The 26261-nt window shown below is 38.0% G+C and carries 30 protein-coding genes and 1 tRNA gene; 2 read left to right on the plus strand and 29 right to left on the minus strand.

The window, feature by feature from the left end:
• From P9X27_01720 to P9X27_01785, 14 genes are all read right to left on the minus strand, one after another.
• Positions 1–74, minus strand: a tRNA-Gln gene (locus P9X27_01720).
• 21 nt (positions 75–95) lie between these two features.
• Positions 96–1397: a glutamate--tRNA ligase gene (gltX, locus tag P9X27_01725; protein ID MDP8253100.1), complete on the minus strand. Its 1302-nt coding sequence runs from the start codon at positions 1395–1397 to the stop codon at positions 96–98.
• Complete coding sequence (locus P9X27_01730; GenBank protein MDP8253101.1) at positions 1390–1959, minus strand: 2-oxoacid:acceptor oxidoreductase family protein; 570 nt, start codon at positions 1957–1959, stop codon at positions 1390–1392. The genes gltX and P9X27_01730 overlap by 8 nt, the downstream gene beginning before the upstream one ends.
• Positions 1908–2639, minus strand: a complete 732-nt coding sequence (locus P9X27_01735) for a thiamine pyrophosphate-dependent enzyme (GenBank protein MDP8253102.1) — start codon at positions 2637–2639, stop codon at positions 1908–1910. The genes P9X27_01730 and P9X27_01735 overlap by 52 nt, the downstream gene beginning before the upstream one ends.
• Positions 2636–3697, minus strand: coding sequence for a 3-methyl-2-oxobutanoate dehydrogenase subunit VorB (vorB, locus tag P9X27_01740; protein ID MDP8253103.1), 1062 nt, complete (start codon positions 3695–3697; stop codon positions 2636–2638). The genes P9X27_01735 and vorB overlap by 4 nt, the downstream gene beginning before the upstream one ends.
• Positions 3687–3902, minus strand: coding sequence for a 4Fe-4S binding protein (locus tag P9X27_01745; protein MDP8253104.1), 216 nt, complete (start codon positions 3900–3902; stop codon positions 3687–3689). The genes vorB and P9X27_01745 overlap by 11 nt, the downstream gene beginning before the upstream one ends.
• Positions 3883–5775: a 1-deoxy-D-xylulose-5-phosphate synthase gene (gene dxs / locus P9X27_01750; protein MDP8253105.1), complete on the minus strand. Its 1893-nt coding sequence runs from the start codon at positions 5773–5775 to the stop codon at positions 3883–3885. The genes P9X27_01745 and dxs overlap by 20 nt, the downstream gene beginning before the upstream one ends.
• On the minus strand, positions 5768–6013 hold the full coding sequence (locus P9X27_01755) for an exodeoxyribonuclease VII small subunit (protein ID MDP8253106.1): 246 nt from the start codon (positions 6011–6013) through the stop codon (positions 5768–5770). Before P9X27_01755 ends, dxs begins: the two co-directional genes overlap by 8 nt.
• A gap of 37 nt (positions 6014–6050) precedes the next feature.
• Complete coding sequence (gene xseA / locus P9X27_01760) at positions 6051–7262, minus strand: exodeoxyribonuclease VII large subunit (GenBank protein MDP8253107.1); 1212 nt, start codon at positions 7260–7262, stop codon at positions 6051–6053.
• Positions 7263–7289: 27 nt separating this feature from the next.
• Positions 7290–8081 (minus strand): TIGR00282 family metallophosphoesterase, encoded by a 792-nt coding sequence (locus P9X27_01765; protein ID MDP8253108.1) that lies wholly within the window; start codon positions 8079–8081, stop codon positions 7290–7292.
• Positions 8082–8148: 67 nt separating this feature from the next.
• Entirely contained in the window at positions 8149–9711 is a 1563-nt protein-coding gene (gene rny, locus P9X27_01770; GenBank protein ID MDP8253109.1) for a ribonuclease Y, read from the minus strand.
• 29 nt (positions 9712–9740) lie between these two features.
• The gene (locus P9X27_01775) at positions 9741–10301 is read right to left on the minus strand and encodes a 5-formyltetrahydrofolate cyclo-ligase (GenBank protein ID MDP8253110.1); all 561 of its coding nucleotides are present in this window, start codon (positions 10299–10301) and stop codon (positions 9741–9743) included.
• A gap of 145 nt (positions 10302–10446) precedes the next feature.
• Positions 10447–10788 (minus strand): aspartate 1-decarboxylase, encoded by a 342-nt coding sequence (locus tag P9X27_01780; GenBank protein ID MDP8253111.1) that lies wholly within the window; start codon positions 10786–10788, stop codon positions 10447–10449.
• 17 nt (positions 10789–10805) lie between these two features.
• A complete protein-coding gene (locus tag P9X27_01785; protein MDP8253112.1) occupies positions 10806–11243 on the minus strand; it encodes a prepilin-type N-terminal cleavage/methylation domain-containing protein in 438 nt (145 codons plus the stop codon).
• A gap of 92 nt (positions 11244–11335) precedes the next feature.
• On the opposite strand from P9X27_01785, the gene P9X27_01790 reads away from it, so the two are divergent.
• On the plus strand, positions 11336–11803 hold the full coding sequence (locus tag P9X27_01790) for a hypothetical protein (protein MDP8253113.1): 468 nt from the start codon (positions 11336–11338) through the stop codon (positions 11801–11803).
• Between the two features lie 44 nt (positions 11804–11847).
• Here the strand turns inward: P9X27_01790 and P9X27_01795 are convergent, their stop codons facing one another.
• From P9X27_01795 to rsxC, 8 genes are all read right to left on the minus strand, one after another.
• Complete coding sequence (locus tag P9X27_01795) at positions 11848–12108, minus strand: zinc ribbon domain-containing protein (GenBank protein MDP8253114.1); 261 nt, start codon at positions 12106–12108, stop codon at positions 11848–11850.
• Between the two features lie 5 nt (positions 12109–12113).
• Complete coding sequence (gene def / locus P9X27_01800) at positions 12114–12554, minus strand: peptide deformylase (GenBank protein MDP8253115.1); 441 nt, start codon at positions 12552–12554, stop codon at positions 12114–12116.
• A gap of 132 nt (positions 12555–12686) precedes the next feature.
• Entirely contained in the window at positions 12687–13442 is a 756-nt protein-coding gene (locus P9X27_01805; protein MDP8253116.1) for a fumarylacetoacetate hydrolase family protein, read from the minus strand.
• 2 nt (positions 13443–13444) lie between these two features.
• Positions 13445–14023, minus strand: coding sequence for an electron transport complex subunit RsxA (gene rsxA, locus P9X27_01810; GenBank protein MDP8253117.1), 579 nt, complete (start codon positions 14021–14023; stop codon positions 13445–13447).
• Positions 14020–14619, minus strand: coding sequence for an electron transport complex subunit E (locus P9X27_01815; GenBank protein MDP8253118.1), 600 nt, complete (start codon positions 14617–14619; stop codon positions 14020–14022). Before P9X27_01815 ends, rsxA begins: the two co-directional genes overlap by 4 nt.
• Positions 14612–15172, minus strand: coding sequence for an FMN-binding protein (locus P9X27_01820; protein MDP8253119.1), 561 nt, complete (start codon positions 15170–15172; stop codon positions 14612–14614). Before P9X27_01820 ends, P9X27_01815 begins: the two co-directional genes overlap by 8 nt.
• On the minus strand, positions 15169–16119 hold the full coding sequence (locus tag P9X27_01825) for an RnfABCDGE type electron transport complex subunit D (GenBank protein ID MDP8253120.1): 951 nt from the start codon (positions 16117–16119) through the stop codon (positions 15169–15171). The genes P9X27_01820 and P9X27_01825 overlap by 4 nt, the downstream gene beginning before the upstream one ends.
• The gene (rsxC, locus tag P9X27_01830; protein ID MDP8253121.1) at positions 16109–17422 is read right to left on the minus strand and encodes an electron transport complex subunit RsxC; all 1314 of its coding nucleotides are present in this window, start codon (positions 17420–17422) and stop codon (positions 16109–16111) included. The genes P9X27_01825 and rsxC overlap by 11 nt, the downstream gene beginning before the upstream one ends.
• 45 nt (positions 17423–17467) lie before the next feature.
• On the opposite strand from rsxC, the gene P9X27_01835 reads away from it, so the two are divergent.
• On the plus strand, positions 17468–17848 hold the full coding sequence (locus tag P9X27_01835) for a hypothetical protein (GenBank protein MDP8253122.1): 381 nt from the start codon (positions 17468–17470) through the stop codon (positions 17846–17848).
• Positions 17849–17858: 10 nt separating this feature from the next.
• Here the strand turns inward: P9X27_01835 and P9X27_01840 are convergent, their stop codons facing one another.
• From P9X27_01840 to P9X27_01870, 7 genes are all read right to left on the minus strand, one after another.
• Positions 17859–19211 (minus strand): TrpB-like pyridoxal phosphate-dependent enzyme, encoded by a 1353-nt coding sequence (locus P9X27_01840; protein ID MDP8253123.1) that lies wholly within the window; start codon positions 19209–19211, stop codon positions 17859–17861.
• A gap of 105 nt (positions 19212–19316) precedes the next feature.
• Entirely contained in the window at positions 19317–19718 is a 402-nt protein-coding gene (locus tag P9X27_01845) for a hypothetical protein (protein ID MDP8253124.1), read from the minus strand.
• A gap of 79 nt (positions 19719–19797) precedes the next feature.
• Positions 19798–20844 carry a pyruvate kinase gene (gene pyk, locus P9X27_01850; GenBank protein MDP8253125.1) on the minus strand — a complete coding sequence of 349 codons (1047 nt, stop codon included), beginning with the start codon at positions 20842–20844 and terminating at the stop codon, positions 19798–19800.
• A gap of 101 nt (positions 20845–20945) precedes the next feature.
• Positions 20946–21419, minus strand: coding sequence for a DUF4254 domain-containing protein (locus P9X27_01855; GenBank protein MDP8253126.1), 474 nt, complete (start codon positions 21417–21419; stop codon positions 20946–20948).
• A gap of 113 nt (positions 21420–21532) precedes the next feature.
• Positions 21533–22570 (minus strand): glycosyltransferase family 9 protein, encoded by a 1038-nt coding sequence (locus tag P9X27_01860; protein ID MDP8253127.1) that lies wholly within the window; start codon positions 22568–22570, stop codon positions 21533–21535.
• A 699-nt stretch (positions 22571–23269) separates the two neighbouring features.
• Entirely contained in the window at positions 23270–24799 is a 1530-nt protein-coding gene (locus tag P9X27_01865) for a hypothetical protein (GenBank protein MDP8253128.1), read from the minus strand.
• Positions 24800–25345: 546 nt separating this feature from the next.
• Positions 25346–25789, minus strand: a complete 444-nt coding sequence (locus P9X27_01870) for a tyrosine-type recombinase/integrase (GenBank protein ID MDP8253129.1) — start codon at positions 25787–25789, stop codon at positions 25346–25348.
• Positions 25790–26261 lie beyond the last annotated feature (472 nt).

Below are 26261 nucleotides of genomic sequence, written 5' to 3' on the forward strand. Positions count from 1 at the left end.
TGGCTACCCCGCCTGGACTCGAACCAAGAACAATTGAACCAGAATCAATCGTGTTACCATTACACCACGGGGTAATATTATTTTAGAAAGACATATTATAAGAAATTTTCAATTCGGGCAAGAACTTCTTCACGCCCTAAAATCTCCATAAGTTCAAATAGAGGCGGAGATATCTCATTACCTGTTAAGATAACTCTTAAAGGATGGATTACCTCTTTTGCTTCTAGTTTAAATTTACTAGCCGTAGCACGTATGACTTCTTCAATCTCTTTAAATGAGAACTCGTCTAGACTCTTAAGACCTAAAGCCATATCTTTAAAGATCTCTTTAGACTTATCACTTTTTAGATCGTACTTTTCAATGGAGGCTTCATCTATCACATAGCCTCTAGACAATATATACCTTAATTGTTGTGCATATTCAGCATAGGTTGAGGAGCGAGGTTTAAGGAGTTTAAAGAGCATCTCTCTTTTAGGCTCATCTATGCTATTATATTGATCCAATAAATTTTCTTTTTGAATAAATTTAATCAGTGTATCACGATAATCGCTATCTTTAACCTGCTTAAGATATTTCTTATTCATCCATTTAAGCTTCCCAACATCAAATGCAGCATTAGATTTATTTATTCTATCAAAACTAAATAAATTGATAAGTTCTTTCTTAGACAATATCTCTCTATTATCCCCAGGCGACCAGCCAAGGAGAGCTAAAAAGTTAAAGAGAGCTTGAGGCAGAAAACCTTCCTCTCTATAGGCTGTTACACTCACAGCCCCATGCCTCTTAGAGAGCCTTGTCCTATCTTCACCGAGGATAAGAGGAAGATGAATAAACTCAGGAACTTTAAAACCAAGGAGCTGATAGAGCAGCACCTGTTTAGGTGTATTTGAGATATGGTCTTCGCCTCTTACTATATGAGTCATGCCAAGTGTTGCATCGTCAACAACGCAGGCAAAGTTATAAGTAGGTGAACCATCTGACTTCATAAGAACAATATCACTAAAACCTTCTTTAAACTCTATCTCACCTCTTAATAAATCATTAAACTTAACAGAGTCTGCATTGCTCTTATATCTTAAGGCTAAGCCTCGCTCTGTCTTCTCTTCATAAGCCAGGCCATCCCTAAGAAGCTTATCTGCATAGTTACGGTAGATATCAAACCTTTGACTTTGATGTATCACCTCACCATCCCAGTCAATACCAAGCCACTTTAGAGACTCCAAGATATCATCTAAGAAGCTATCCTCTGAACGCTCTAAGTCAGTATCTTCTATTCTTAAGATAAATTTACCCTTATTATGACGGGCAAAGAGGAAGTTAAATAGAGCTGTTCTAGCTCCTCCAACATGGAGATATCCTGTAGGAGAGGGTGCAAACCTCAAGACTATCTCACTCATCACTAAAACCTTTTTCTAATGCTCTCTTATCGAGCTCTAAGATATCTTTATTCTTTATAAATTTATCCAGTACGCCTATTGCTGTCTCAAGCTTTATGAGAGCACTCTCTCTTATAAACTTACCCAGCATCACCATATTAGCACATTTTAGATTGCCTAATCTATTCGCTGCCTCAGTCGCATCTGCTGCTATATTAGACAACTCTTCATTTAAAGTATTACTGGCTATGAGCGAACTATTATAAAATACTGCAGCATCTTTTTTAAGAAGAGGGGTATATTTCTTATAAGAAGGCTGATTCATTATAATAAGGCAATCCGGGCTGGCTATGCAGGGAGATGATACCTCATTATCAGATCCAACAACCATACACTTACAGGTCCCGCCTCTTACCTCAGCTCCATAAGAAGGAAGCCAGGAGACATTCTTATCTTCCTCCAGTAAGCTCTGAGCTAATATCTTACCCAGCAGCAGAATACCCTGACCACCTGAACCTGCAATGATGATCTTTACTTCACTCTGCCCAAGGGATATGTCTTTACTATCTCTTCTTTTATCCATTTTAAATTATCTACTGGTGTCATCTTGGCATGCGTAGGGCATGGCGAAAGTATCTCAACCATTGAGAAACCTCTCTCTTCTATCTGATTCTTAAAAGCCTCTCTCAGTGCATCCTTTGTTTTATTAATCTCTTGAGGTGAGATCAGAGACCTCCTCTCCAGATAGCATACACCATCTAAAACTTTAAGCATCTCAAGAAGCGGTAAAGGATGTCCATGGATATTAGACTCTCTACCTAAAGTTGAAGTAGTGGTCTTCTGGCTCAAGATCGTTGTTGGGGCCATCTGTCCACCTGTCATACCATAGACACCGTTATTTACAAATACCACTGTTAGATTCTCCCCCCGACAAGCTGCATGTATTGTCTCATTTGTACCTATTGCAGCAAGGTCGCCGTCGCCCTGATAGGTAAAGACAAAATTATCTGGCTGAACCCTCTTAATAGCGGTTGCAACAGCAAGAGGCCGTCCGTGCGCAGCCTCTGTAGTATCAAAGTTCCAGTAATCATAGGCCAATACTGCACAACCTACAGGAGCAATAGCAATGGTCTTCTCTCTTAAATCAAGTTCATCTATAAGCTCAGCAATCAGCCTGTGAATAGTCCCATGACCGCAGCCAGAACAGTAGTGAGTATGTACCTCACGTAAAGACTCTGGCCTAGTATAGATTATCTTTTTCATTTTAATATACTCTTTATCTTATCTATTATCTCTTCTTCAGTTGGTATCACTCCGCCCATTCTGCATAGAGTATCTACTTTAGCATTATTGGAGCAGACAGAGAGCATTACATCTTCAAACATCTGAGGCGAGCTCATCTCAAGCACCAAGAAATTCTTTATCTTCTTTGATATCTCTCCTAACTCTTTATGCGGATAGGGCCATAGCATTATTGGTCTAAATAATCCTATATCCAAACCCTCTCTCTTTAGTCTCCTTATAACGCCAGCTGCAATCCTGGCCATTGAGCCATAGGCAACTACAACCAGCTCATCTTCTAGAGATATATTGCTCTCAAAGCTTAACTCTTCTCTCCCTATCTCTTGATATCTGCCCCAAAGCCTTAGATTCAACTCTTCTAATGCCTCAGGTGCAAGATAGAGCGATTTTATTAACTGCGGCTCTCTATCTTTGCATCCTCTAAGAGCCCAGGGTTTAGGATATTCTTTTACTTCTATATCAAACAGACTCTTATCTACCGGCTCCATCATCTGTCCCAGCATACCATCCCCTAAAACAATAACAGGGGTTCTATATTTATCTGCAATATCAAATGCTCTAGGCATGATCTTAAATATTTCAGCTACTGAAGATGGTGCTAAGACAGGGGTCCTATAATCTCCATGGCCTCCTCCACGGGTTGACTGAAAATAGTCAGCCTGAGATGGAGCAATATTACCTAAGCCCGGACCGCCGCGCATCACATTTACAATAACAGCCGGAAGCTCACAGCCTGCAAGATAAGATATTCCCTCCTGCATCAGGCTTATTCCAGGTGATGACGATGATGTCATAGAGCGCACCCCGGATAGAGACGCGCCAAAGACCATATTGATAGATGCAAGTTCACTCTCCGCCTGAATGAATATCTTATTCTCCTCTAGCATCCTTCTAGACATATACTGGATAAGTTCATTCTGAGGTGTTATAGGATAACCAGCATAGAACTCACAGCCAGAAAGTATAGCAGCCTCACCAAAAGCCTCATTACCGGAAATTAAAACTCTATTATTTGCCATCTTCTTCATAGATCTCAATGCAGGCCTCAGGACAGACTGCGGTACAGCAGAAGCACTTTATACACTTACTCTCATCAATCACTTTTACAGGTAAGCACCCTAAAGCATTTAATTCATCATCCATTACCAAGATTCCTTTGGGACAGACATTGACACAGAACCCGCAGGATTTACAAAAATCTTTTTTAATTATTATCTTTAACATTTTTTCTTAATTTTACTATTTTACTCAAAATAGACTTTTCATCAAGCCCAATTATATTAAGCAATATATCTCTAGCTCCATAAGTTACAAAGTTATCAGCTATGCCAACACTCTTAACTATTACATCTATATTGGAAGCTGTTGTAATAGCTGCTATAGACTCAGCTACTCCCCCTAAAGAAGAGCCCTCTTCAAGAACAAAGATATAATCGACTCTCTTTGCAATATCTATAATCATCTCATAGTCTAGAGGCTTAGCAAACCTTAAATTAACCAAGTAGGGATTTAAACCTTCCTCCTGTAATCTCTTGGAGACATTATAGGCTGTAGCCACAGTACTGCCATATCCAAATAATGCTATATCTTGACCTTCTATCAAGAGTTCAGATTTAGCCAGCTGAATATCTCTATATCCTAAAGACGATAGGTCCGGAACAGCTGCCTTTGGATATCTTATAACAGAGGGGCACTCTAGATCTTTCATCCATTCCAGCATCATGGTAAACTCCCAGCCATCCTTGGGAGCCATGAGAACCATATTAGGGAGATGCTTCATAAAAGCGATATCAAATACACCGTGATGAGTAGGGCCATCCTCTCCTGCAAGGCCAGCTCTATCCAAGCAAAACTTAACAGGAAGATTCTGGAGGGCCACATCGTGCATTATCTGATCATAGGCTCTCTGAATAAATGTTGAATAGATTGCAACAAAAGGCTTAAAGCCTGACTTTGCAAGAGCAGCTGCAAAAGTTACTGCATTCTGCTCTGCCATCCCGACATCAAAGAACCTCTCGGGAAATCTGGATTTAAACTCAGACAACCCCGTACCGTAAGGCATAGCGGCAGTTACCGCAACAACCTTAGGGTCCACTATAGCCATATCAACAAGAGCCTTGGATAATATTCCGGTATAGGAGGGCTTATCTTTTTTTAAAAAGTCACCGCTTGGTAAATCGAACTTAGAGGCGCTATGGAAGAGTTCAGGCTCTTTTTCGCTGTAGGAATACCCTCTGCCCTTCTTTGTTAAAACATGGACCAAGACCGGCTTATTAAAACTTTTTATATTTTTAAATGTCGATATCAGCTCATTAAAATCATGGCCATCTATGGGGCCGATATATTTAATGCCCATCTCTTCAAATATTATTCCCGGAACCAGAAGGTTTTTAAGAGACTCCTCAAGCTTCTTGGCCGCTCTTAATGCAAGATCACCCTTAGGAAGTTTTAAGAGCAGCTTCTCGATCTCGTTGCTCACTTTATTATAGAGCGGATCTGTTATAATCCTGTTTAAATGTTTACTCAACGCACCTATCGTTCTGGATATTGCCCACTCATTATCATTAAGCACTATCAGTAAATCTTTTTGAATATGACCCAGATAGTTAAGCGCCTCAAAAGCCATACCGCCTACAAGCGAGGCATCACCGACAATAGCTATTACCTCTCCTTTTTCACCAGCTATATCTCTTGAACAGGCAAAACCTAAAGCAACTGATATTGCTGTTGAACCATGACCAGATACAAAATGATCATGCTTAGATTCAACTGGACTAGGGAAGCCGCTTATACCTTCAAACTGTCTAAGACTAGAGAACCTATCCTTTCTGCCTGTAATAATCTTATGGGTATAGCATTGATGACCAACATCCCAGACAATCTTATCTTTTGGTGAATCAAAGACATAATGCAAGGCCAGAGTAAGTTCGACTGCTCCCAGATTACTTGAGAGATGGCCTCCGTTTTTAGATACAACGGAGATAATAAGATCTCTTATCTCTCTTGCTATAGAGCCGAGCTCCTCCTGGGTTAGATTTTTTAAATCTTCCGGAGAGTTTACCTTACCAAGAACCTTCTCTTTTTCAGTTTTATTCACCTAGAGAATCCTCATCTAATAACTCATCTTCAGAGACCACCCTCTTCTTCGCTTCAACTGAACCATCCTCTGTAATAAGTTCAATCTTCTTCTCTATTTCAGAGAGCTTCTTTCTGCAAGACTTGACAAGCTTAACCCCTTCTTCATAGAGCTTCAACGCATCCTCAACAGAGATGTTCTCTTCTTCTAAGTTGGTAACTATCTCTTCTAACCTTTCTAATGACTGATCGAATTTCATAAAGAATCTCCTTATTTAAAAACTAAACTTAACTATATCAACTGGGACTCTTTTTTTCAACCCGCGATATAATGCTTCCTTTATATAATCTGGTCTTAAGTAATACTCCCTCTTTAATATTCTTTAAGTCTTTAATAACTTCACCTGTTTTAAGATCTTCTGTAACGCTGTAACCGCGAGATAGAATGGTCAAAGGATTTAAATTCTCAAGATGCTTTATGATATACCCAAGCTTATCTTTATTAGTATTTAAAATGCTTTCACTAGATCTCTTCATCCTTAAACTCAGCTCATCAAGACGCTGCATCTTAAGAGGAACAATATCTTTTATTCTAAACAACCCATATCTTCCCTGAATATGCTTTAAGATATCTCTCTTTCTATTAAGGTTCTCTTTAAGTAATCTCTTTAAATCTCTAAGATCTTTATCAAGTCTATCTTGGAGCTCATCTTTTACTCTAACTGCAAGCTCTGCAGCAGCAGATGGGGTCGGAGCTCTTAAATCAGCCACCCAGTCTGATATAGTCCAATCCCGCTCATGACCTACAGCAGATATAACTGGAATCTTAGATTTAAATATCTCTCTGGCTAGCTCTTCATTATTAAAAGCCCAGAGGTCTTCAATGCTGCCTCCGCCTCTACCGATTATTAAAAGATCGACTCTCTCTTCCATCTCATTGAAAAACTTTATTCCAGAAATAATCTCAGCCGGAGCATACTCACCCTGAACCCTAGCAGAGTAAATCATAATATGAATATTATCAAATCTTCTTCTTAGGACTTTAATCATATCTCTTATTGCAGCCCCGCTAAATGAAGTTACAATACCGATTTTACCAGGTAAGAACGGAAGTCTCCTCTTATGTTCTTCCTCAAAAAGCCCTTCCCTGGCAAGCTTCTCTTTAAGTTGTATCAAAGCAAGCATTAGAGCGCCTAGACCTTTCGGTTCCAGATATTCAGCTCTTAACTGGTACTTTCCTTGAGGAGCATAGGAAGTAATCTTCCCATATGCTATTACATGAAGCCCATTTTCAAGATCGAATTTTACCTTTTGAGAAAATCCCTTAAAGAGCGCAACAGGAATAGATGCAGATTTATCTTTTAAATCAAAGTAGACGTGACCTGAACCAGGGAGGCTAAGATTGGATACCTCGCCCTCAACCCAAACATACCCCAGGCTATCTTCTAAGATATGCTTTATACTCTTTGAGATGTCAGAGACGGTATAAACTTTTCTTTTATTCTCCATAGACTAAATACAAAGAATGCGGATTAGTTAAATTGAGAGATCTTCCTTATACTCAAAACGTTTTATAAAACTGGCTTTAGCACTGGAATCATCCACCTCAACAATAACACCCTGTATCCTTAAATCATCCTCTGCAACATCCATCCTTACAGGAGTTGAGGTTAAGAACCTCTGCAAGACAGAGTCTATAGTTCTTCCCAAAACAGATTCAAAAGGACCCGTCATGCCAACATCTGTTATGTAGGCTGTGCCCTGCGGCAATACTCTCTGATCGGCAGTCTGAGTATGAGTATGAGTACCTAAGACAGCTGAGACCTTACCGTCTAACCAGTGTCCCAAAGCCTGTTTTTCAGAAGTCGCCTCTGCATGGATATCGACGATGATAATGTCGGTCTCTTGCTTAATTCTCTCAATCTCAAATGAAGCCACTCTAAACGGACATTCAATAGGATTCATAAAGACCCGGCCCTGAAGGTTTAAAACCCCTACTTTTATTCCATTTTTAGTTGATAGAACAGTAGAACCTACACCCCTGACTCCAGAAGGATAGTTTGCAGGCCTTAAGAGCCTTGGCTCTATGTCAATTACTTTTAAGATATCTTTCTTGGACCAGATATGGTCTCCTGAAGTGAGGCAGTCAATATTAAACGAAAGCAGCTCCTCTACAACTCTGACTGTAAGGCCTGAACCACCGGCTGCATTCTCTGCATTGGCTATAACAAAATCTATGCCCTCTCTCTCTCTTATCTTGAGCAAACCCTCTTTTATTACTCTACGGCCGGCGCTTCCTACAATATCACCTATAAATAGTATCTTCATATTTTATTTTAAAGAGTTCCTAGGCTGGCTACTTAAAATAAGCCAGCCTAATAACTAAATATTCTGGTTATTTAGCGTAATCAACCGCTCTTGTTTCACGAACAACAACTACCTTTATCTGCCCTGGATATTCAAGCTCCTCTTCAATCTTTACTTTTATATCTTTAGCCAAGACGTAAGAGTTGCCATCATCAACTTTATCCGGATAGACCACGACTCTTATCTCGCGCCCAGCCTGAATAGCAAATGACTTATCAACCCCTCTAAATGAGTTAGCAATACCTTCAAGCTTCTCCAGCCTCTTAATGTAACTCTCTAGAGTCTCGCGTCTTGCCCCAGGTCTTGCTCCGCTTATAGCATCGGCAGCTTGGACAAGTACAGCATATATACTCTGCTGCTCCACATCTTCATGATGGGCAGCAATAGAGTTAATAATCATCTCGTTCTCTCCATACTTCTTAGCCAGGTCAGCACCAATCTGTGTATGAGTACCTTCTTGATCCTGATCTATCGCCTTACCTATATCATGAAGCAGCCCGACACGTCTTGCCAGGGTAAAGTTCAGGCCCAATTCATTTGCCATGACGCCCATAAGATAGGCAGCCTCTTTAGAATGCTGAAGTACATTCTGGCCGTAACTTGTCCTATATTTAAGTTTTCCCAAAAGTCTTATTATCTCAGGATTAAGATTGTGAACACCTAGATCTAAAGCCACAGCCTCTCCCTCTTCTCTTGTCTTCTTCTCCATCTCTTTCTTTATCTTTTCTATCACCTCTTCAATCCTGGCCGGATGAATCCTTCCATCTTCAACGAGTTTACTCATAGCAACTCTAGCAATCTCACGCCTGTAAGGATCAAAGCAGGATAGAGATACCGCTTCAGGTGTATCATCTATTATTACATCTACCCCTGTTACCATCTCAAAAGAACGGATATTCCTTCCTTCCCGGCCTATAATCCTTCCTTTCATCTCATCATTGGGAAGGTTTACAACTGCAACAGTAGACTCTGTGGTATGCTCTATAGCACATCTCTGAACAGCTTGAGATATTATCTCTCTTGCTTTCTCGTCGGCTTTAGAGCGTGTATCCTCTTCTATCTGCTTTAGAAGCAGGTTGGCTTCATTCTGAATCTCTGTCTCCATACGTTTAAGCAGCTGCTGCTTTGCTTCTTCAGGCGACATACCTGATATCTGCTGCAATCTAAACTTCTCCTCCATAATAAGATCACTTATCTCATTCTCGCGTTTTTTAAAATATTCTTTTGTCTTGTTGATATCTTCATACTGCCCGGTTATATCTTTTTCTTTCTGATCCAGTAGATCGAACTTACGCTCTATATTCTCCTCTTTTTGAAGCAGTCTGCGCTCAAACTCAGTGAGCTCCTGACGCCTATCTTTCGTCTCTTTCTCAAAATCAGAACGTAACTTATAGAGCATCTCTTTAGACTCTATATCTGCTTTCTTCTTATTATCTTCAACCGACTCCTGAGCCTTACTGATTATATCTTTGGCCTGGAATTCAGCTGTCTTTACGTTCTTCTTAGCAAAAAACACCCTTAAGAGATACCCAAGGATTCCAGCTGCAACAAGAAGTGTTACATATCCTATTAATTGTAGAACTATCTTCATCTGACTCACCCCTTTTTATGATCTATTAGCTAAGCATAAATCAGGGATGACACTGGACGGTCAAACTCGGAGATAGGTAGACAATCTATGACCTGAAATTCATAGCTCAATCCCAAGCTGTAGGTATAAGGGGTTTTCTTTAAAAACCTGTCGTAATACCCCTCACCATGCCCCAGACGGTTACCTGCTTTATCAAAAGCAAGACCCGGAACAAGCAGAAGATCGAGCCGGCTCAAATCAACTCTTCTTATATTATCAGGATGCGGCTGATAGATCTCATAAGGCCCCCTAACAAGCTCCTTGCAATCCAGGACCAAAGAAGGAAACATCAACTTCTCACCCTTTAATACATATGGTACGGCTATTTTTTTACCCATCTCCAAAGACTTTTCAATTATCGTCCAAGTATCAACCTCATATGATTTAGATACATAGCTCATTATTATATTTGCTTTTTGAAACTTAGGATTTAAAAAGAGTCTCTCTCTTATCCTTAAACTCCTCCTTTCTTTTTCTTTTTTATCCATGCCCTCTAATTGAGAGAGCATCTTATCTCTTATCTTATCTTTTCTATCCACTTTTAGCACCATCTTAAAATTATACCCTTAAGCTAAAAATCGTTCAATATTTAAATTAAAGCCCGCTCTTATTGTTTAGCTATCTAGTTGATTTTAATTGTTTTACAACTTAAATAAAACTAAAAATGATAAATAGAAAGATCTAAGGCAGCAGTTTTTAGCTACTCTTCCCTAGATCTACTACGGCAGGTTTGTTCCCATCTATCTCATCATCGGAGAGCAAACAGTAAGAGAGTATGCAGATCTCATCCCCAATCTCACCGCATCTTGCAGCTGGCCCGTAGAGAACGATCTTGCCCGACCCAGCCTCTTCTTCAATCACATAGGTCTGGAGACGCATACCATTATTGTAGTTTAAAACATCTACTTTTTCGTTTCCCAAAATTCCGGCCTTCTTTAAAATGTCTGAATCTATCCCTATGCTGCCTAAATATTTTAATCTCTTCTCAGTTATAACGGCTCGATTAATCTTGGATTTTAAAAACTCTCTTAATTTCATTTTGACTCCTCTTAAATCTAATGGTCTGTTGAAGCACCGCCTTCAACAAAATGGCCAGCTTTATAGCCGTCAGCATCTGTTCGATAGTAGGTCCACCAACGCCTACCAACTGCGCTTCCTGCAGAACCATGCAGGCAATAGAATATCACCGTATTTCCTGTATCATTGTAACGCCATTTATCAGCCGCAAAACTAGTCGTTATCTCCATGTTCGGTACCTGAGCATCTACCTCACTCCCGGTAGGCCAAGCAGGTGTACCGTCAGCCTGACTTTTAAGATAGAGAAGCGAAGCGGCGGCATTAAGTTTTCTTATAGTATATTCATCTGCAGTATTCTTAGCATTGTTGTTGATACCTATAAACTTCGGCACAGCTATAGCTGCAAGAATAACTATAATGACAATCACCATTACAAGCTCTATTAAGGTGAAGCCTTTTTTGTTAAATCTAATCATATCTCTTTTTATTAACCATTTGTAACTAGAATAAATTTTAGCATAAAAAATAGGATTGACAATAAAAAACAACGACATTAGTATTTAGATATATGGAACTTACTCCAAAGAAGCTTACCATTGCAGGGTTCGTGCTCTTGTTATCTCTATCTATAGCAATGCTCGTATTCTCGAACCTTACAGAAGATGTATCTAATATGCTTACAGCGCTAGAGCAAGGAAAATCACAGTCTAAAGAACTGAATCCTAACTTTGATGATTCAGATACACCTCCCTATCTTCCTGATAACCCTGAAGCTGTAATAACTTTTTGGGAAATAGACACAGAGAACTTTAAAAAGGGCGAGTATATAGGTATAGCAGTCATAAAAGAAGGCGAGATCTATGTCAACGTGAAATATTCTAATTTAAAAGCAATACTGAAGAACAATTACAGGCCTATTGAAATAACCATAGAGGGAGCAGAGCTGCCCTATCAGCCCGGGACAACCGCACACTTAAAAGCAATAGCAAAAGAGTCCTGGCGCTGGCAATATGCAGCTGAATATACAGATCGGTAATAACCTTCCTTAAGCCTGAATTAACCCAACCTCACTTAAACTCTCTATTTCTTATCTTCACTGCTAGTAGAACAAGGTGGACCATCACAGCTCCCATCCTTGTCGCAGCACTTCTTTGGCTCGGGCTTCCTATGATCTGTTGCATAAAAACCGCTGCCTTTAAATATAATACCTGCACCTTTACCTATCAATCTCTTTACTTCTCCTCCACACTCTGGACATTCAGAGAGCAGTTTATCGCTCATATTTTGAAATTTATCAAACTTAATACCGCATTTCCTGCACTCATATTCATAAGTGGGCATTTTAATTACCTCCTGTAATCTGTTATAAGCCTGCCCCTAAGATGGTCAACTTCATGCTGTAAGACGCGGGCGAAGATCCCTTTTACTTTTAACTTCAATGCTTTGTTGTTCTCGTCAACACCTTCAACAACAATCCTATAATTACGCCTAACCTCTACTATCTGATCTGGGATGCTGAGGCACCTCTCAGCCGCAGTATCAGACCCCCAGGATTTAACTATAACAGGATTGGCAATCTTAAAAACCCTGCCTCTCTCATTGAAAGCAACAATCATCCTCTTCTCTATTCCTACCTGAGAAGCAGCAAGTCCAATACCGCCTGATTCAAACATTGTATATTCCATATTCTCAAAAAGTTCCTTATCAGAGGAAGTCACTCTGTCCAACGAATAGCACTCTACCCTTAAAATAGGGTCCGGAACCTTATGAACATCAAGCATTACCATTCTATAAACTCCCATCTAATACCTTGATTACTTTAAATCTAAAACACCTTAAACTAAAGCTCTCCTAAAATCTGTAATCTCTTATTGAGGGAATTTTTAATCATGACATATCAGAATAATACTGTCAACACTTTAACAGGATATAACAGTATTTGATAATACTCCTATGCCGTCTATCTCAACAGAGACCTTATCTCCTACCTCCATGCTTCCTACCCCCGAAGGAGTTCCAGTAGAGACTATATCTCCCGGCTTAAGAGTCATAATAGAGGATATAAAAGCTAACAGCTCTGGAAGTGAGAATATAAAGTTAGAGATACTTGAATCCTGCTTTAATTCTGAGTTTAGATAACTCTTAACTCTTAGATTGTCTAGTTCAAGATCTGTCTCTATCCAGGGTCCAAAAGGAGCAAAGCTATCGAATGATTTTGCCCGGCTCCATTGAATATCCCTACTCTGGATATCTCGAGCTGTTACATCATTGAGGCAGGAGTAACCTAAAATATAGTCAGCTACTTCAGACTCTTTAATATCTTTAGCCTCTCTTCTTATAACAACTGCAAGCTCCGCTTCATAATCCAGCCTCTTAACCCCTTTAGGATATACTATGCTATCACCGTCTTTAATAAGAGAACTGGGCGGCTTAAGAAATATTATCGGCTCATCAGGTATCTTCATATCAAGCTCTCTGGCATGGTCTCTATAGTTAAGTCCAGCCAAGACTATCTTTTGAGGTTCAGTTGGAATAAGCAATTTAACATCAGTAAAAGAGAGGTCCTTTAGCGGATTGATTTTATCAAAAGGGGGATCTTTTAAGAGAGTAACGGAACTCTCTTCTATTTTAGCCCAATATTCTCTATTTTCGTAAAAAACTCTTGTTATCTTCATAGTTAGCCAGATAGAAGGCCTGAGAATCCCATAAATGAGAGCGCAAGAAGACCGGCAATAATAAGCGCAATCCCTGCTCCTTTAAGAGGTCTAGGCACATCTGCAATATCTAAGTCTTCTCTTATTCCAGCCATTATTAAAAGTGCTAGAGTAAATCCTGACCCTGCACCCAAGGCAAAGACTACACTCTGAATAAAACTATAATCTTTAAGTACCATAAATAGTGCTAGACCTAAAATAGCACAGTTAGTCGTAATAAGCGGCAAATATATGCCTAAGGCTTTATATAGAACCGGCGAACTCTTCTTTATGAACATCTCAACTATCTGTACTAGAGATGCTATCACAAGGATAAAGACAACATATTCCAGATAAACCATATTAAAAGGAACCAAGAGCTTATGGTAAAGCAGCCAGGTAGAGATTGAAGTTAGGCTCATAACAAAAGTTACAGCAGCCCCCATACCTAATGCTGAGCTAAGCTTTCTGGATACCCCTAAGAATGGACATATCCCTAAAAAATAGCTGAGAACAAAATTATTAACTACAGCAGCTGAGAGAAAGATAATCAGTAGTTTCATCTTTTCTTTATTATCATATTCATTAACCCAACCATAAGACCCAACCCTATAAAGGCTCCTGCAGGAAGAATCATAACCAGCATCGGTTCATAACTCTGACCCAGAATAGAGATATTAAATATCTTGCCGCTTCCCAGTATCTCGCGCATACCGCCCAGTACAAGCAGTGCAAGGGTAAAACCAACTCCCATGCCTAAGGCATCTAAGAGGGTTTTTAGAATGCTGTTCTTAGAAGCAAAAGCTTCGCAACGGCCAAGTATAATACAGTTAACAACGATTAGAGGAACATAAGGCCCCAGAGCCTTGCTCAGATCGGGAAACTGAGCCTTTAAAAAAAGATCTGCAATGGTAACAAATGTCGCAATAATTATTGTAAATGTAGCGATCCTTACCTGATAAGGCACTACTCTTTTTATAATTGAGACTACGAAAGTAGATGAACTCAAGACAAATATAACAGCAGCTCCCATAGTAAGAGCATTTATAGCCGAAGTTGTAACAGCAAGGACTGGACAGAGCCCCAGAAGTAGAATAAGAACGGGGTTCTGAGAGATTATACCTTTCTTAAATTCAAAAAAACCGCTTCTATCATCCATCTTTTTTTATCCCGGGTATTATTTCATCTAAAGCAAGATTGATGATCTTCACAACAGCGAGAGACGAGATAGTCGCACCTGTTATTGCCTGAATCTGATTGGGATTAGAGAGCTCCCTTCCCTTTATATAATCTACTCCAGATGAGACTTCAAGATTCTTAAACTGGTTCTTAAAATCTTTAGATGTTATCTTACCTCCAAGACCAGGCGTCTCAACACTCTCTAGTATATCAATACCTTTTATAGATTTTAAATCTTTAGACAGTATAACCAGAATTTTAATCTCACCCTGATAACCGTTGCCCCCTGCAATAACAGCATAGGAGAGTAGATGAGAATCCTTATCGTAGAGATAGAATACGCTATAACCCTCAATCTCTCTCTCTGAATTCCTCACTACTCCAGAGACCAAGTTCGAGACCGAACTCTCAAACTCCCTCTCTTTATTCTCTCTTATCTTCAGCTCTGTCTTCTGATATATGCTGGCAAGCGTAAAACCTGAAAAGGTCGCTACCAGGCCAAGTGTAAGGCTCATTTTATAAAGAACCTTCAAAGACCGAACCTCCTAGATAGTGTAGTTCGGTTTATAAGAGGAGTAACTGCATTCATTATCAGGATAGAGTACATCACGCCTTCAGGTAGCCCAGAGAAGCTCCTTATTAAAAATACAAGAGACCCTACACCTAAACCAAATATACACTTTCCCCTCTTTGTTAGGGGGGTTGTAACAGGATCAGTTGCCATAAAGAATAGGCCTATTAAGAATCCTCCTCCTAAGATACCGAACAAAGGACTGCTGAACTTAGCAGGGTTTATAAGATAGAATACCCCGGATATAAAAGAAAAGCTCAATAGTCCGCTCAAAGGAATCCTGTAATCAATAACTCTCATAGAGAGAAGATAGATACCGCCTAAAATAATTGCAAAAGCACAGGTTTCACCAAGAGAGCCTGGAATATTACCCCAAAAGAGCGATCTTAAAGATAGATATACCTCATTAAACTTAGCCAGCCCCAATGGTGTTGCAGCAGTAACAGCATCTAAGGAACCTTTATAGCCAAAAGGATAAGAATAGCTTGTCATAGCAATAGGATAAGAAGCCTGTAAGAATGCCCTGCCGATAAGAGCTGGATTAAATACGTTATAGCCCAGACCTCCAAATACTCCTTTACCAAAAATAATTGCAAAGATAGCACCTAAGGCAACCATCCAGGAAGGCAAACTCGGAGGCAATATTAAAGCGAAAAGTAAAGCAGTAATAACGGTCGAGCCGTCTAGGAAGTCAATCTCTTTTCTGCGTAACTTTAAAAATAGAGCCTCAGCTATAAGAGAAGCTACTAAAGATACTGCCATAATCCTCAGAGCATTAAATCTGAAGAAATAGATACTTACCGCTATGACCGGAATAAGGGCTATGACTACATTCCACATCATAAAGCGCAGGCCCAAGGCTCCCTTTATATGCGGAGATCCGGATATAATAAGTCTGTTATCTTCCATAAATATTATTGTTCTTTAAATAATCCTTACCTAATTTTATATAGTCAAGCAGAGGTATGCGAGACGAACATATGTAGCTGCAGCTACCGCACTCAATGCAATCTGAGATATTATACTCATCCAGGAGATCCCATTTACCATGTTTAACAAAATGGGCTATCTTGGTAGGCATAAGATTCATAGGGCAGAGATCAACACATTGAGAACATCTAATACAGGGATACTCCTTATAATCAGATACAAATCTCTTAGATAATAATAAGATACCGGAAGTACCTTTTAGGATAGGGGTATCGAGTGAAGCCTGGGTAATACCCATCATAGGACCGCCAAATATGATCTTGCTAAGCTCTTTAGTAAGACCGCCGCTATGCTCAATTACATCTTTGAGCAGAGTACCTACTCTTACGGAATAGACTCCGGGGTTAGAGACCGCATCTCCAGCTAAGGTAAGATATCTCTCTATTAAAGGCTTACCCTTATAAACCGCCTCATAGATACTGAAGCAGGTTCCGACATTGAGAACTATAGCTCCAACATCAAAAGGAAGACCGCCAGGAGGAACCTCTCTGGATATAACAGATTTAATCAATTGCTTCTCAGCACCCTGAGGATATATCTTATCAACCTTAATTACTTCAATATTCTTCTTTAAAGCCGCCTGGCGCATTCTAATCAGAGCTTCTTCTTTGTCAGACTCTAGAACAACAATAACTCTGTCAGGATTTACTATTTTTCTTACCAACTCAATGCCTTTTATTATTTCAAAAGGCTTATCCTGCATAAGAATATCATCAGAGGCAAGATAAGGCTCACATTCACAGCCGTTGATTATCAGAGTCTCTATCTTCTTATCTTGAGGCGGGTTCAGCTTAACATGAGTCGGGAAAGCCCCGCCGCCTAAACCAACAATACCGCAATCTTTTATTATATCGATAAGTTCTTTGGGAGACTTCTCCTCAACTTTACTCTTTTTTACTTCTTTCCACTCTTCGTCAGTTCCATCTCCCTCTATAGATACAGCTATTGATTTACCTAGCAGAGGATGACTGTAATTACATACCTTACTCACTTTACCTGATATAGAACTATGGAGAGAGGCTGAGATAAAACCATCCGGATCAGCAATTTTATCTCCTGCCTTTAGAATCTGATCTTTTTCGACCAACAGAGTAGAAGCCTTACCTGTATGCTGAATCAAATGGAGTGAGACTCTCTTAGGTAAAAAAGATCCTTTAAGTTTTTTAGGAAAAGAGAGACTCTGCTCTTCTTTTATATCTACGCCTTCTTTGAGATTTGACATATGTATATATAGATGTTAAAATCTTTCTCAAATTATAAATAAGCTATGAGCAAAAATCAACAAAATTTAGAATTTGAAATAGAATTCACAGATAAACTCATTCAGGAAAACCCTGATTATATCGACGGACTCATTCTCTTAGGAGGTCTTCTGACAAAAGATAAGCAATACCAGGGAGCACTAGAGATAGACTGCAGACTGAAAGATCTAAGGCCAGATGACCCAATAATATTTTACAACCTTGCCTGTGATTACTCTCTATTAAACAAAAAGAGTCTCTCCTTAAAAGCATTAGAGGACTCTCTAAGACTTGGATATAAAGATATTGATTTTATTTTTAAAGACCCCGATCTTGAAAACTTAAGATCCAGCAAACGCTTCCCTCAATTGATTGAAAAGTACAGCAAAATATCTTCAAAAGTATAGCCTAAAGCTATTACTGCATATCGGCTAAATCTTTCAATGTCTCTCTTATCTTTTCATCCGGAAGCTCATAATCCTCTAGATCTCCAGCTAGATATCTCTCGTAAGAGTAGAGATCGAAATGACCATGACCTGAGAAGTTAAATACAATGGTCTTCTCTCTGTTCTCTTCCTTGCATCTTAAAGCTTCATCGATTACAGCCTTAATAGCATGAGATGTCTCTGGAGCAGGTATTATACCTTCTGTGCGCGCAAAAGTAATGGCCGCTTCAAAAGCTGCATTCTGATTATAAGCAACAGCATCCATGACCTTATGATGTGCAAGGAGAGAGAGAATAGGGGCATCGCCGTGATAACGCAAACCTCCAGCGTGAATAGGAGCTGGTATAAACTTATGACCTAAAGTATACATTTTAAGCAGAGGGGTTAAACCCACAGTATCTCCATAATCATAGAGGTACTCTCCTTTAGTAAAAGTAGGCGTTGCTGTTGGTTCAACTGCAAGGAACCTAATATCCTCTCCTTTAAGCTTATCAGCAACAAAAGGAAGAAAAAGCCCTGCAAAGTTAGAACCTCCGCCAACACAGCCTATTAAAACATCAGCCTTCTCATTAACAAGCTCAAGCTGTCTCTTTGTCTCAAGGCCTACAATAGTCTGATGCATAAGCACGTGGTTTAACACACTACCTAAGCTATATTTTGTATCATCATTCTTTGCAGCCTCTTCAACAGCTTCAGATATTGCAATACCTAAACTGCCGTATGAGTTAGGATTTTCCTTCAGTATAGAACGGCCTGACTCTGTCCTATCGCTAGGTGAAGGATAGATATCTGCGTTCCAAACTTGCATCAGATTCCTTCTGTACGGCTTCTGCTCATAACTTATCTTGACCATATATACTATACATTCTAAATCAAATATATTGCAGGCAAATGCAAGAGCAGACCCCCATTGACCGGCTCCGGTCTCAGTAGAGATTCTCTTTACCCCGGCTTTCTTATTATAGTAAGCTTGGGCAATAGCTGTATTGGGCTTATGACTACCCGGAGGAGATACAGATTCATTCTTATAGTATATCCTGGCCGGAGTCTTAAGATATTTCTCAAGCTTATAGGCTCTATGTAAAGGGGATGGTCTCCAAATCTTGTATACATCTATTAACTCATCTGGTATATCTACCCAGCGTTCTTTTGTCATTTCCTGGGCAACGAGAGACTCAGGAAATATCGGATAAAGTTCTTCAGGAGCCAAAGGTTCTTTTGTTTTTGGATTTCTTGGCGGCGGGCACTCCCAAGGCAGATCAGCTAGAACGTTATACCATGCTTTTGGCAGCTCTTCCTCAGGTAAAATTATCTTGCTATCCATCTAAATCTCATTTCTTAATTAACAGAAATATTATACCTTAAAACTTTTTTTAGAAAAAACTAATTGCAGCCCTTGTCTCTTAAAAAATTAAAGATACATCTAAAATCAAATCTTAAACTCAATTACATAATTAGGCTCTGCATACTCTACCAAGCTATTGCCTGACAACTCATCAACCATAGCTTCAACAGAGATATCTGAGATAATCTCAAACTGATATACCCTTATATTGACTATAATATCTAGAACCTTTAGATTATACTCTTCTATAAAATCAGCAACTTCAGTCTCGCTAACTTCTTTTTTAAACTTAACCAAGATCTGAGACTCAACATATTTACCCTTCTTATCTCTCTCTTGAATTAACTCTTCTTGAGGCGAATTTAGCTCTTGAACCTGAATTGAATCCCCATCTTTGCTCTCTAAATTGGCAGCTTGGGGTATAAAGAAAAAGAATATAATGAGGAGTAGCACTAAGACAACAGATGTAATTATTAAAATCTTCATCTTAATCAATTATATTGAATAGTTTTTAAGATTCAAGAATATAATATACTATGTCAACCACATTTAGAAATGTCTTATTTTAAACATTTGTTAAAATTAATTCTTTGTCAGCCTTTTTGTTTTGGTAGCTCTCTGTGTACTTGATAACTTTATTCATCATATTAATCACTCTATGAGGGTGTCTCCCTATAGCTGTCTCGCCTGAAAGAAGCAAGTGCGTCGCTCCATCTAAAATAGCATTTGCAACATCACTTACCTCGGCTCTTGTAGGAAGACGCTCTTCTGTCATACTTTCAAGCATCTGCGTAGCTACAATTACCGGCTTTCCTCTTAAAGAACACATTTTTATAATCTCTTTCTGAACTACAGGAACTTGATAGATAGGTATGCAGATACCTAGATCACCGCGGGCAACTATAATACCGTCAGCTTCAGCTATTATCTCTTCTATATTAGCCAGGGCTTCTCTACTTTCCACTTTGGCAAATATTTTACATTGAGCATGTCTTGGCTTAACAATGCTTTTAAGCAGTCTTATATCAGAAGCCCCTCTTACAAACGACTGGGCAACATAATCAAGCTTATACTTTATTGCAATCTCTACATCCCTTTTGTCTTTTTGGGTCAATGATTCAAAATCTAATTTCACATCAGAAATGTTTATCCCCTTATGCTCCTTCAACAAGCCGGAGATAAGAACTTTTACCTTAAGGCGCTTTCTCTCAATAGATTTGACTTCAAGCACTATTCTACCGTCATCGATATAAATCAAAGTACCTTCCTTAATCCGTTTTAATGAACCTTGGTAATCAAATGGCACTTCTTCTTCATTGCCTATGATATCTTCTTGACTTAAATAAAACTGTGTTCTTTTCTTTAGCTGAAGCGGTGCGGCTAACTTTCCTACTCGTATACGATATCCTTCTAAATCCTGCATTATTTTTATTGCCCGTTTCATTTTTTTGTTGAGAGCACGGACAATCTTAACTTTTTCTAGATGCTTAGAATGCGTAGCGTGAGAAAAATTCAAACGTACTATATCAAGACCGCTGATAAACATTTTTCTCAATACTGTTTCAGAGCTGCTTGTCGGGCCTAAAGTAGCAACAATTTTTGTTTTTACCATATATCTCTTTTCTAATCCAGAACTGTTTCTATTATCTGCTATTCAGTGCTTTTTTATAAACTAAAAGTGTCTCTTCAGTTACCTTCCTTATGTTCTCTACTCTATTTTAGGTTTTTTAATTTCTGGTCAAAAAGATCATCAGTTCTATCAATTAAATCATTTCTCTGTTGATTAGTTACATCTATCTTTTTCTTTATGCTCCCTATATAGGATAGAGACACATCTTCTCTGCGCGCCTCATCTTCTAAATTCCATAATTCTAAATTCTTTTTAGTAAGCCCATTAATAGCCTTTGATACAGAGTCAATATTGCCGATTTTACCTATAAGATGAGGTTTATTATAAAGCTTGAGCTTCTCATCTCTTAACACAACTCTTCCTTTTGATGCCTCCGCAATAAATTCCTCTATCTCTTTAAGTAGAAACTTTTTTTGTTTTCTCAGCATCTCGATCTTAGTTTTAAGCTGACATTTAGAAAATTTCGCCTTTTTAGACTGAAGCATCCTCTTAATATAAAATTCCCTTATTGATTTAATTGTAAGCTTATCTATTAAGCTTCCCAATGTTTCTGCCATAATGCCTCCTATTTTTCAGATTTTTGGACTCTTCTTTTCATCTTCCTAACCTTAACAATTACTATCAGCGTTTCTAAAACCTGCTCATCGTGATATCGACGCAGCTTAGTAACTTACAAATCGAGCTTCTGCTTTACTAGTTCTAAGACATCCTCTACGCTAATACCTTCCATACATGCGCTGAACCAAGACTTCCCTTTACATGGGAACAGCTTAAAACCAGGATAACAAGGCATGCAATCAAATTTTTCTTTAGAAGCAATTACATTATGGTGATGAAAATAAGGATAAAAACGGCTGGCAGGAGTTGCACCATAGAGTCCAATTGTCTCAATTCCCATACAGCTAGCCAGATGCAGAAGACTAGAATCAGGTCCGATAAAAAGATTACACCGCTTGATTAGAGCCATAGCCTGTCTCAGAGTAGTTTTGTCAGCTGATATAATTTCAGACGAGATATTCTTTAATACCATCTGGCTAAAGGAATCATTACTACTCTTGCTAAGATTAATTATCTTAATACCATATTGACTTTTAAGTATAGCTGCTAGCTCATTCCACTTATCAATCGGCCAGCTTTTTAAAGACCAAGCAGCTATAGGAAGGATTCCTATAAGTCTATCTTTAGAACTTATACCTTCCCTTGCTAAAAAAGCATCAACAAAATTATTCTCTTTTTCGCCTAAGGCAAAACTGAATATCTCTTTTTGAGCATCTATACCGTGGAATTGCAAGAACTCTAGATAAGTATCAACGATATGAATTTTATTCTCCGAAGGCTTGCAGTCCAAATATCCCCTCACACTCCAAACGCAAGGAATACCCAGAAATTTATGCATAAGTGTACTGTTAAGAACAATGACTAGATCTAACCTTTTTTTTATTAAAACGATTATAAGACGCAAACGCCCAATTACACCTCTATCTTTACCGTGCTTATCAAAAGTAAAAACTTTATCCAACCCCTTATAGCCGCGAACAATATTATCAACACGAGATGAAGTAAGAAAAGAAATCTTTGCCTGGGGGAAACGCCTGCGTAGAGGATCTATTACCACAAGATCATAACAGGTATCACCTATATTAGAATGACCAATAATTAAGATATTTTTAAATGCTCGATTTTGATCTTTTATCGTCCTATTACTCATCTATTTTTATATCTCTCCGCTAAATCCAAATTGGATTTAACAATATCTCATTCAACAGCCGGCTTTTGCAGCTCTCCTTCGTATTCGCATTGATAAATTCTCTTTCTGAATATCTTGCTAACTACTATAACTTACTTTCTGTCCAATCGTAATCATTAAACTCAAGATATTATCTATTAAATGCTTTTAATTATTAGATTATTTTCTTATTTTTTTAAGATTATCTTGTTCTTCTTGATATCTTCTTTTAATAATTGATTTTTCTCTATTGCCAGTTAATTTTAGTATATATCTCAAAAACATACAACTATTGGAATCAACTTAATAGAATCCTGCACTCTAATTTATGATAGAATATATTAAAACTAAGGAAAGGACTGAAAAAGATATAGATGGAGGTGGCGGGAATATACATATCGAAATCCCTAACTACTTCACCGCCAACAAGTTTAATACCAAAGAGCTTAAAAACCCACCAGAAATCCCACCAAACTGCACTGCTAAATACGATATCCTTAAACATTTGTCTTAGCAAGTACATTTTCTTGTTTTACGCAATAAATTGAAATTACTTTTTGCAAAATTATCATTACGTAGTATGTTTGAAACAATTTTTTATTACAATTACATGGGGAACAATAAAAAATAATACCTGAAATTTAGATCTAATATTTCAAGTTAAATTATCCTACAAAAGTATTAATCCAAAATAAATCTAAATTTATCACTTAAAGCTAAAGGCATCGACAAAACATTTTGAAATTGCGTCCTACGTAGAACCTGAACCCTACATTGAACTCCACCATCAAGCTTCAAAGCTGATTCGGCACTAATTCTTCTTACTTCTATTTCATAACCTGGAATACTCTCAAAAATCTCCGCAGCAAAATTATCTAAAACAGGAATTCCATAAACAGGCATATATACTACCATTTTATCCCCATACATTTCTATTAACGAATTGTTATACATAGCATCAAAATTTCTATATCCAGTTATAGCGGGAATCCTAATAACGTTAAATCCAAGTCCCTGGAGTTGTAATTCGACTTCATTGAAAGCTTGAACACGTACATCAAAAGCATATCCGGTTAAATGGCCTATTATCTTACCATAAAGATCTTCTGCATTGTCTTCATTCACATCCAAACCAAAATAACCAATAAGATCCGCTAAATTGCTCATCATATCCTCATTAGACCAAGCTTCAAATATTTCGGCACTAATCTTAGGGTCAGCCAAAAGTATGGTGTTATTGCCAACAGGAGTTAAAGATGTGTCGATATGAGCATTGACCTTTCTTATATGCTCGCCACCTAAAATAACTAACTCTCTGCCAAATAATACTTCAAAATGCTGTATCACTTCTTCAGTAGATAGCCCTAATTTTTCCACATTCATCTCAATATACTGAGGGTACATATATACATAATTCTGATCAGTAATAATTCCTCCACCCTCAAAATATAACTCTGTAGTCACAACCTCTGCTATCAATTCTGGATACTGTTCTTGAATTAAAGCGGCTATTTCACTACCCTTGAATTTACTCGAAGCAATTATGGTAACTATTCCGTCAGAATCTTGGAGAATTTCCATGCCATCTTCAGCCCAACTATAGAGAGAATAATCCTCTAAAGGAGAAAAAGGGATAATGTTGATATTATTTTCAATGCCCCACTCTTCATCTATGATCTGTCTTATCCAAGCAGCAGTCTGTTCATTAGGAACCATCAAAGCTACCTCTACATCCGAATCTAAGCTATCCAAGATATCCTTATACATACCTAAGGCATTAATCTCTTCAGGTTGCATATGATCTACATTGATACCCAGCTGCAGCAATACAAAATCAGTTTTACCAACATTATCAGGCAAAATAGACGGAAGCCCTAAAGGAACAGGGGTAAAACTAGGTCCTTCTTCTACTAAAGGAATAGGGGTAATAGGTCTTTCCCTTATTGATGGCAACATAATATCAAGATTTCCATCACCTGGAGTTAATTGTATGGAGTCAGGAAGACTAAATCTAACATTTGGAGATAACTCTACAGGTTTAATAGCTTCAATTTCAATGCTAAAACATAAGGATATATTCAAACTAACCATATAAATAATTAAAATAGATAGAACAACAATAATTTTCTTAAAATATATAATTCTAAACCTACTATTTTCCATAATATACAATTTTTCTATACCCTGATTTAAGTTCCACTTTATCTTCATATTCAACCTATAACATGCAATTTTAATGCCAAAAACTATTATTTTACACTATTGCCTAACTTCTTATCTAAAAATGATTTACTTAATTATTTCTATATTATTTTTGTTAAACAGTTATTAAGTAAAGTGGGAAATGACAACTAAGCATTACATTCCTCTTGTAAATATAAAATATACTACTTTATATTAAATTTAATAATATATTGGAATAAACCCTTACAACTAGACAGAAATCTATTTATAACCTGTTTAAGTCGCTTATCATCTATCCCCACCAAAAATACAAAAATTATGCTTTCTATGGGCAAATGATACCTTGTGATAACTTGACTTACCTTGTGATGGAAAGTATTGATTTTACTGAGGAAATAGCTACTTTTTACATAACTAACTGACTCTATTATATTACCTACTATATTAAAGATGGAGGTGGCGGGAATATACATATCGAAACTCCTAACTACTTTACCACCAACAAGTTCAATCTCAAAGAGCTCAAAAACCCACCAAAAAACCCACCAAACTGCACTGCTAAATACGATAACCTTAAACATTTGTCTTAGCAAGTACTTTTTCTCTGCCCTCTTCTGTGGAATGATCATAATGCTTTAAAAAGACCTTTAAATCTACATGTCCAGTAATAGCCATGATATTCTTTGGGGACAATCCCATATCAGACAGCTCAGTAACTATAGAATGTCTAAACATGTGAGGAGTTAATCTCTTTCCTAAAACCTTCTGACTTATTTTAGCAAGATACTGCCTATAGCAATCATCACAATGCTTATTCTTTCTGCTATTCGTAAATAACCAAATAGAATCCTCATTCTCTTTATAATAATGCTCTATAACTCTTGCTAAGCTCTTATCTATACTTTTAAGAATAAATGGATTTTTATTCTTTCTATGCTCTGCTTCTATTGTAATCTTCACAGGAATAAGTCCATCCCATACAATATTATCTCTCTTTACTGATAGCGTTTCTGCTATACCGACTATAAATGAGTACCAAGAATTCTACAATCAAAGATGGTTGGACTCCAATGATAATATCATTAGAATTTGGAGGAAATATTTAGGTCAGGCTGTGTGGCCAATCGAAAGGACAATAGAGATAGGCAACAATGAAGATGTTTAAAAATATTATACTGTTTATTGATCTATCGTTCCTTAAATCTCTTTGAACAGTCTGCTGCGTTTTATGTCTTACCTTCTGGATAAAGAAAAGATGTGATCCCTAAACCTATTGGGCTTGAATTTATGACTTCCCTTTTCATCGGGCAGGTTTATAATGCTGAGCGTTTGCATTCATCTTTAGGTTATCTGCCTCCTCCTAACAATTGGTACAGAGCAGTCTTACTTACCCATATTGATCTACTAATTGCAATATAATCGTCTCTTTCTTCTTCAGATAAATTATAATACTCATTCATTCCAACTGATTCTATTAAATCTTTCTGAA

The sequence above is a fragment of the Candidatus Kaelpia aquatica genome (assembly GCA_030765335.1).
Taxonomy (GTDB): Bacteria; Omnitrophota; Gorgyraeia; order Kaelpiales; family Kaelpiaceae; genus Kaelpia; species Kaelpia aquatica.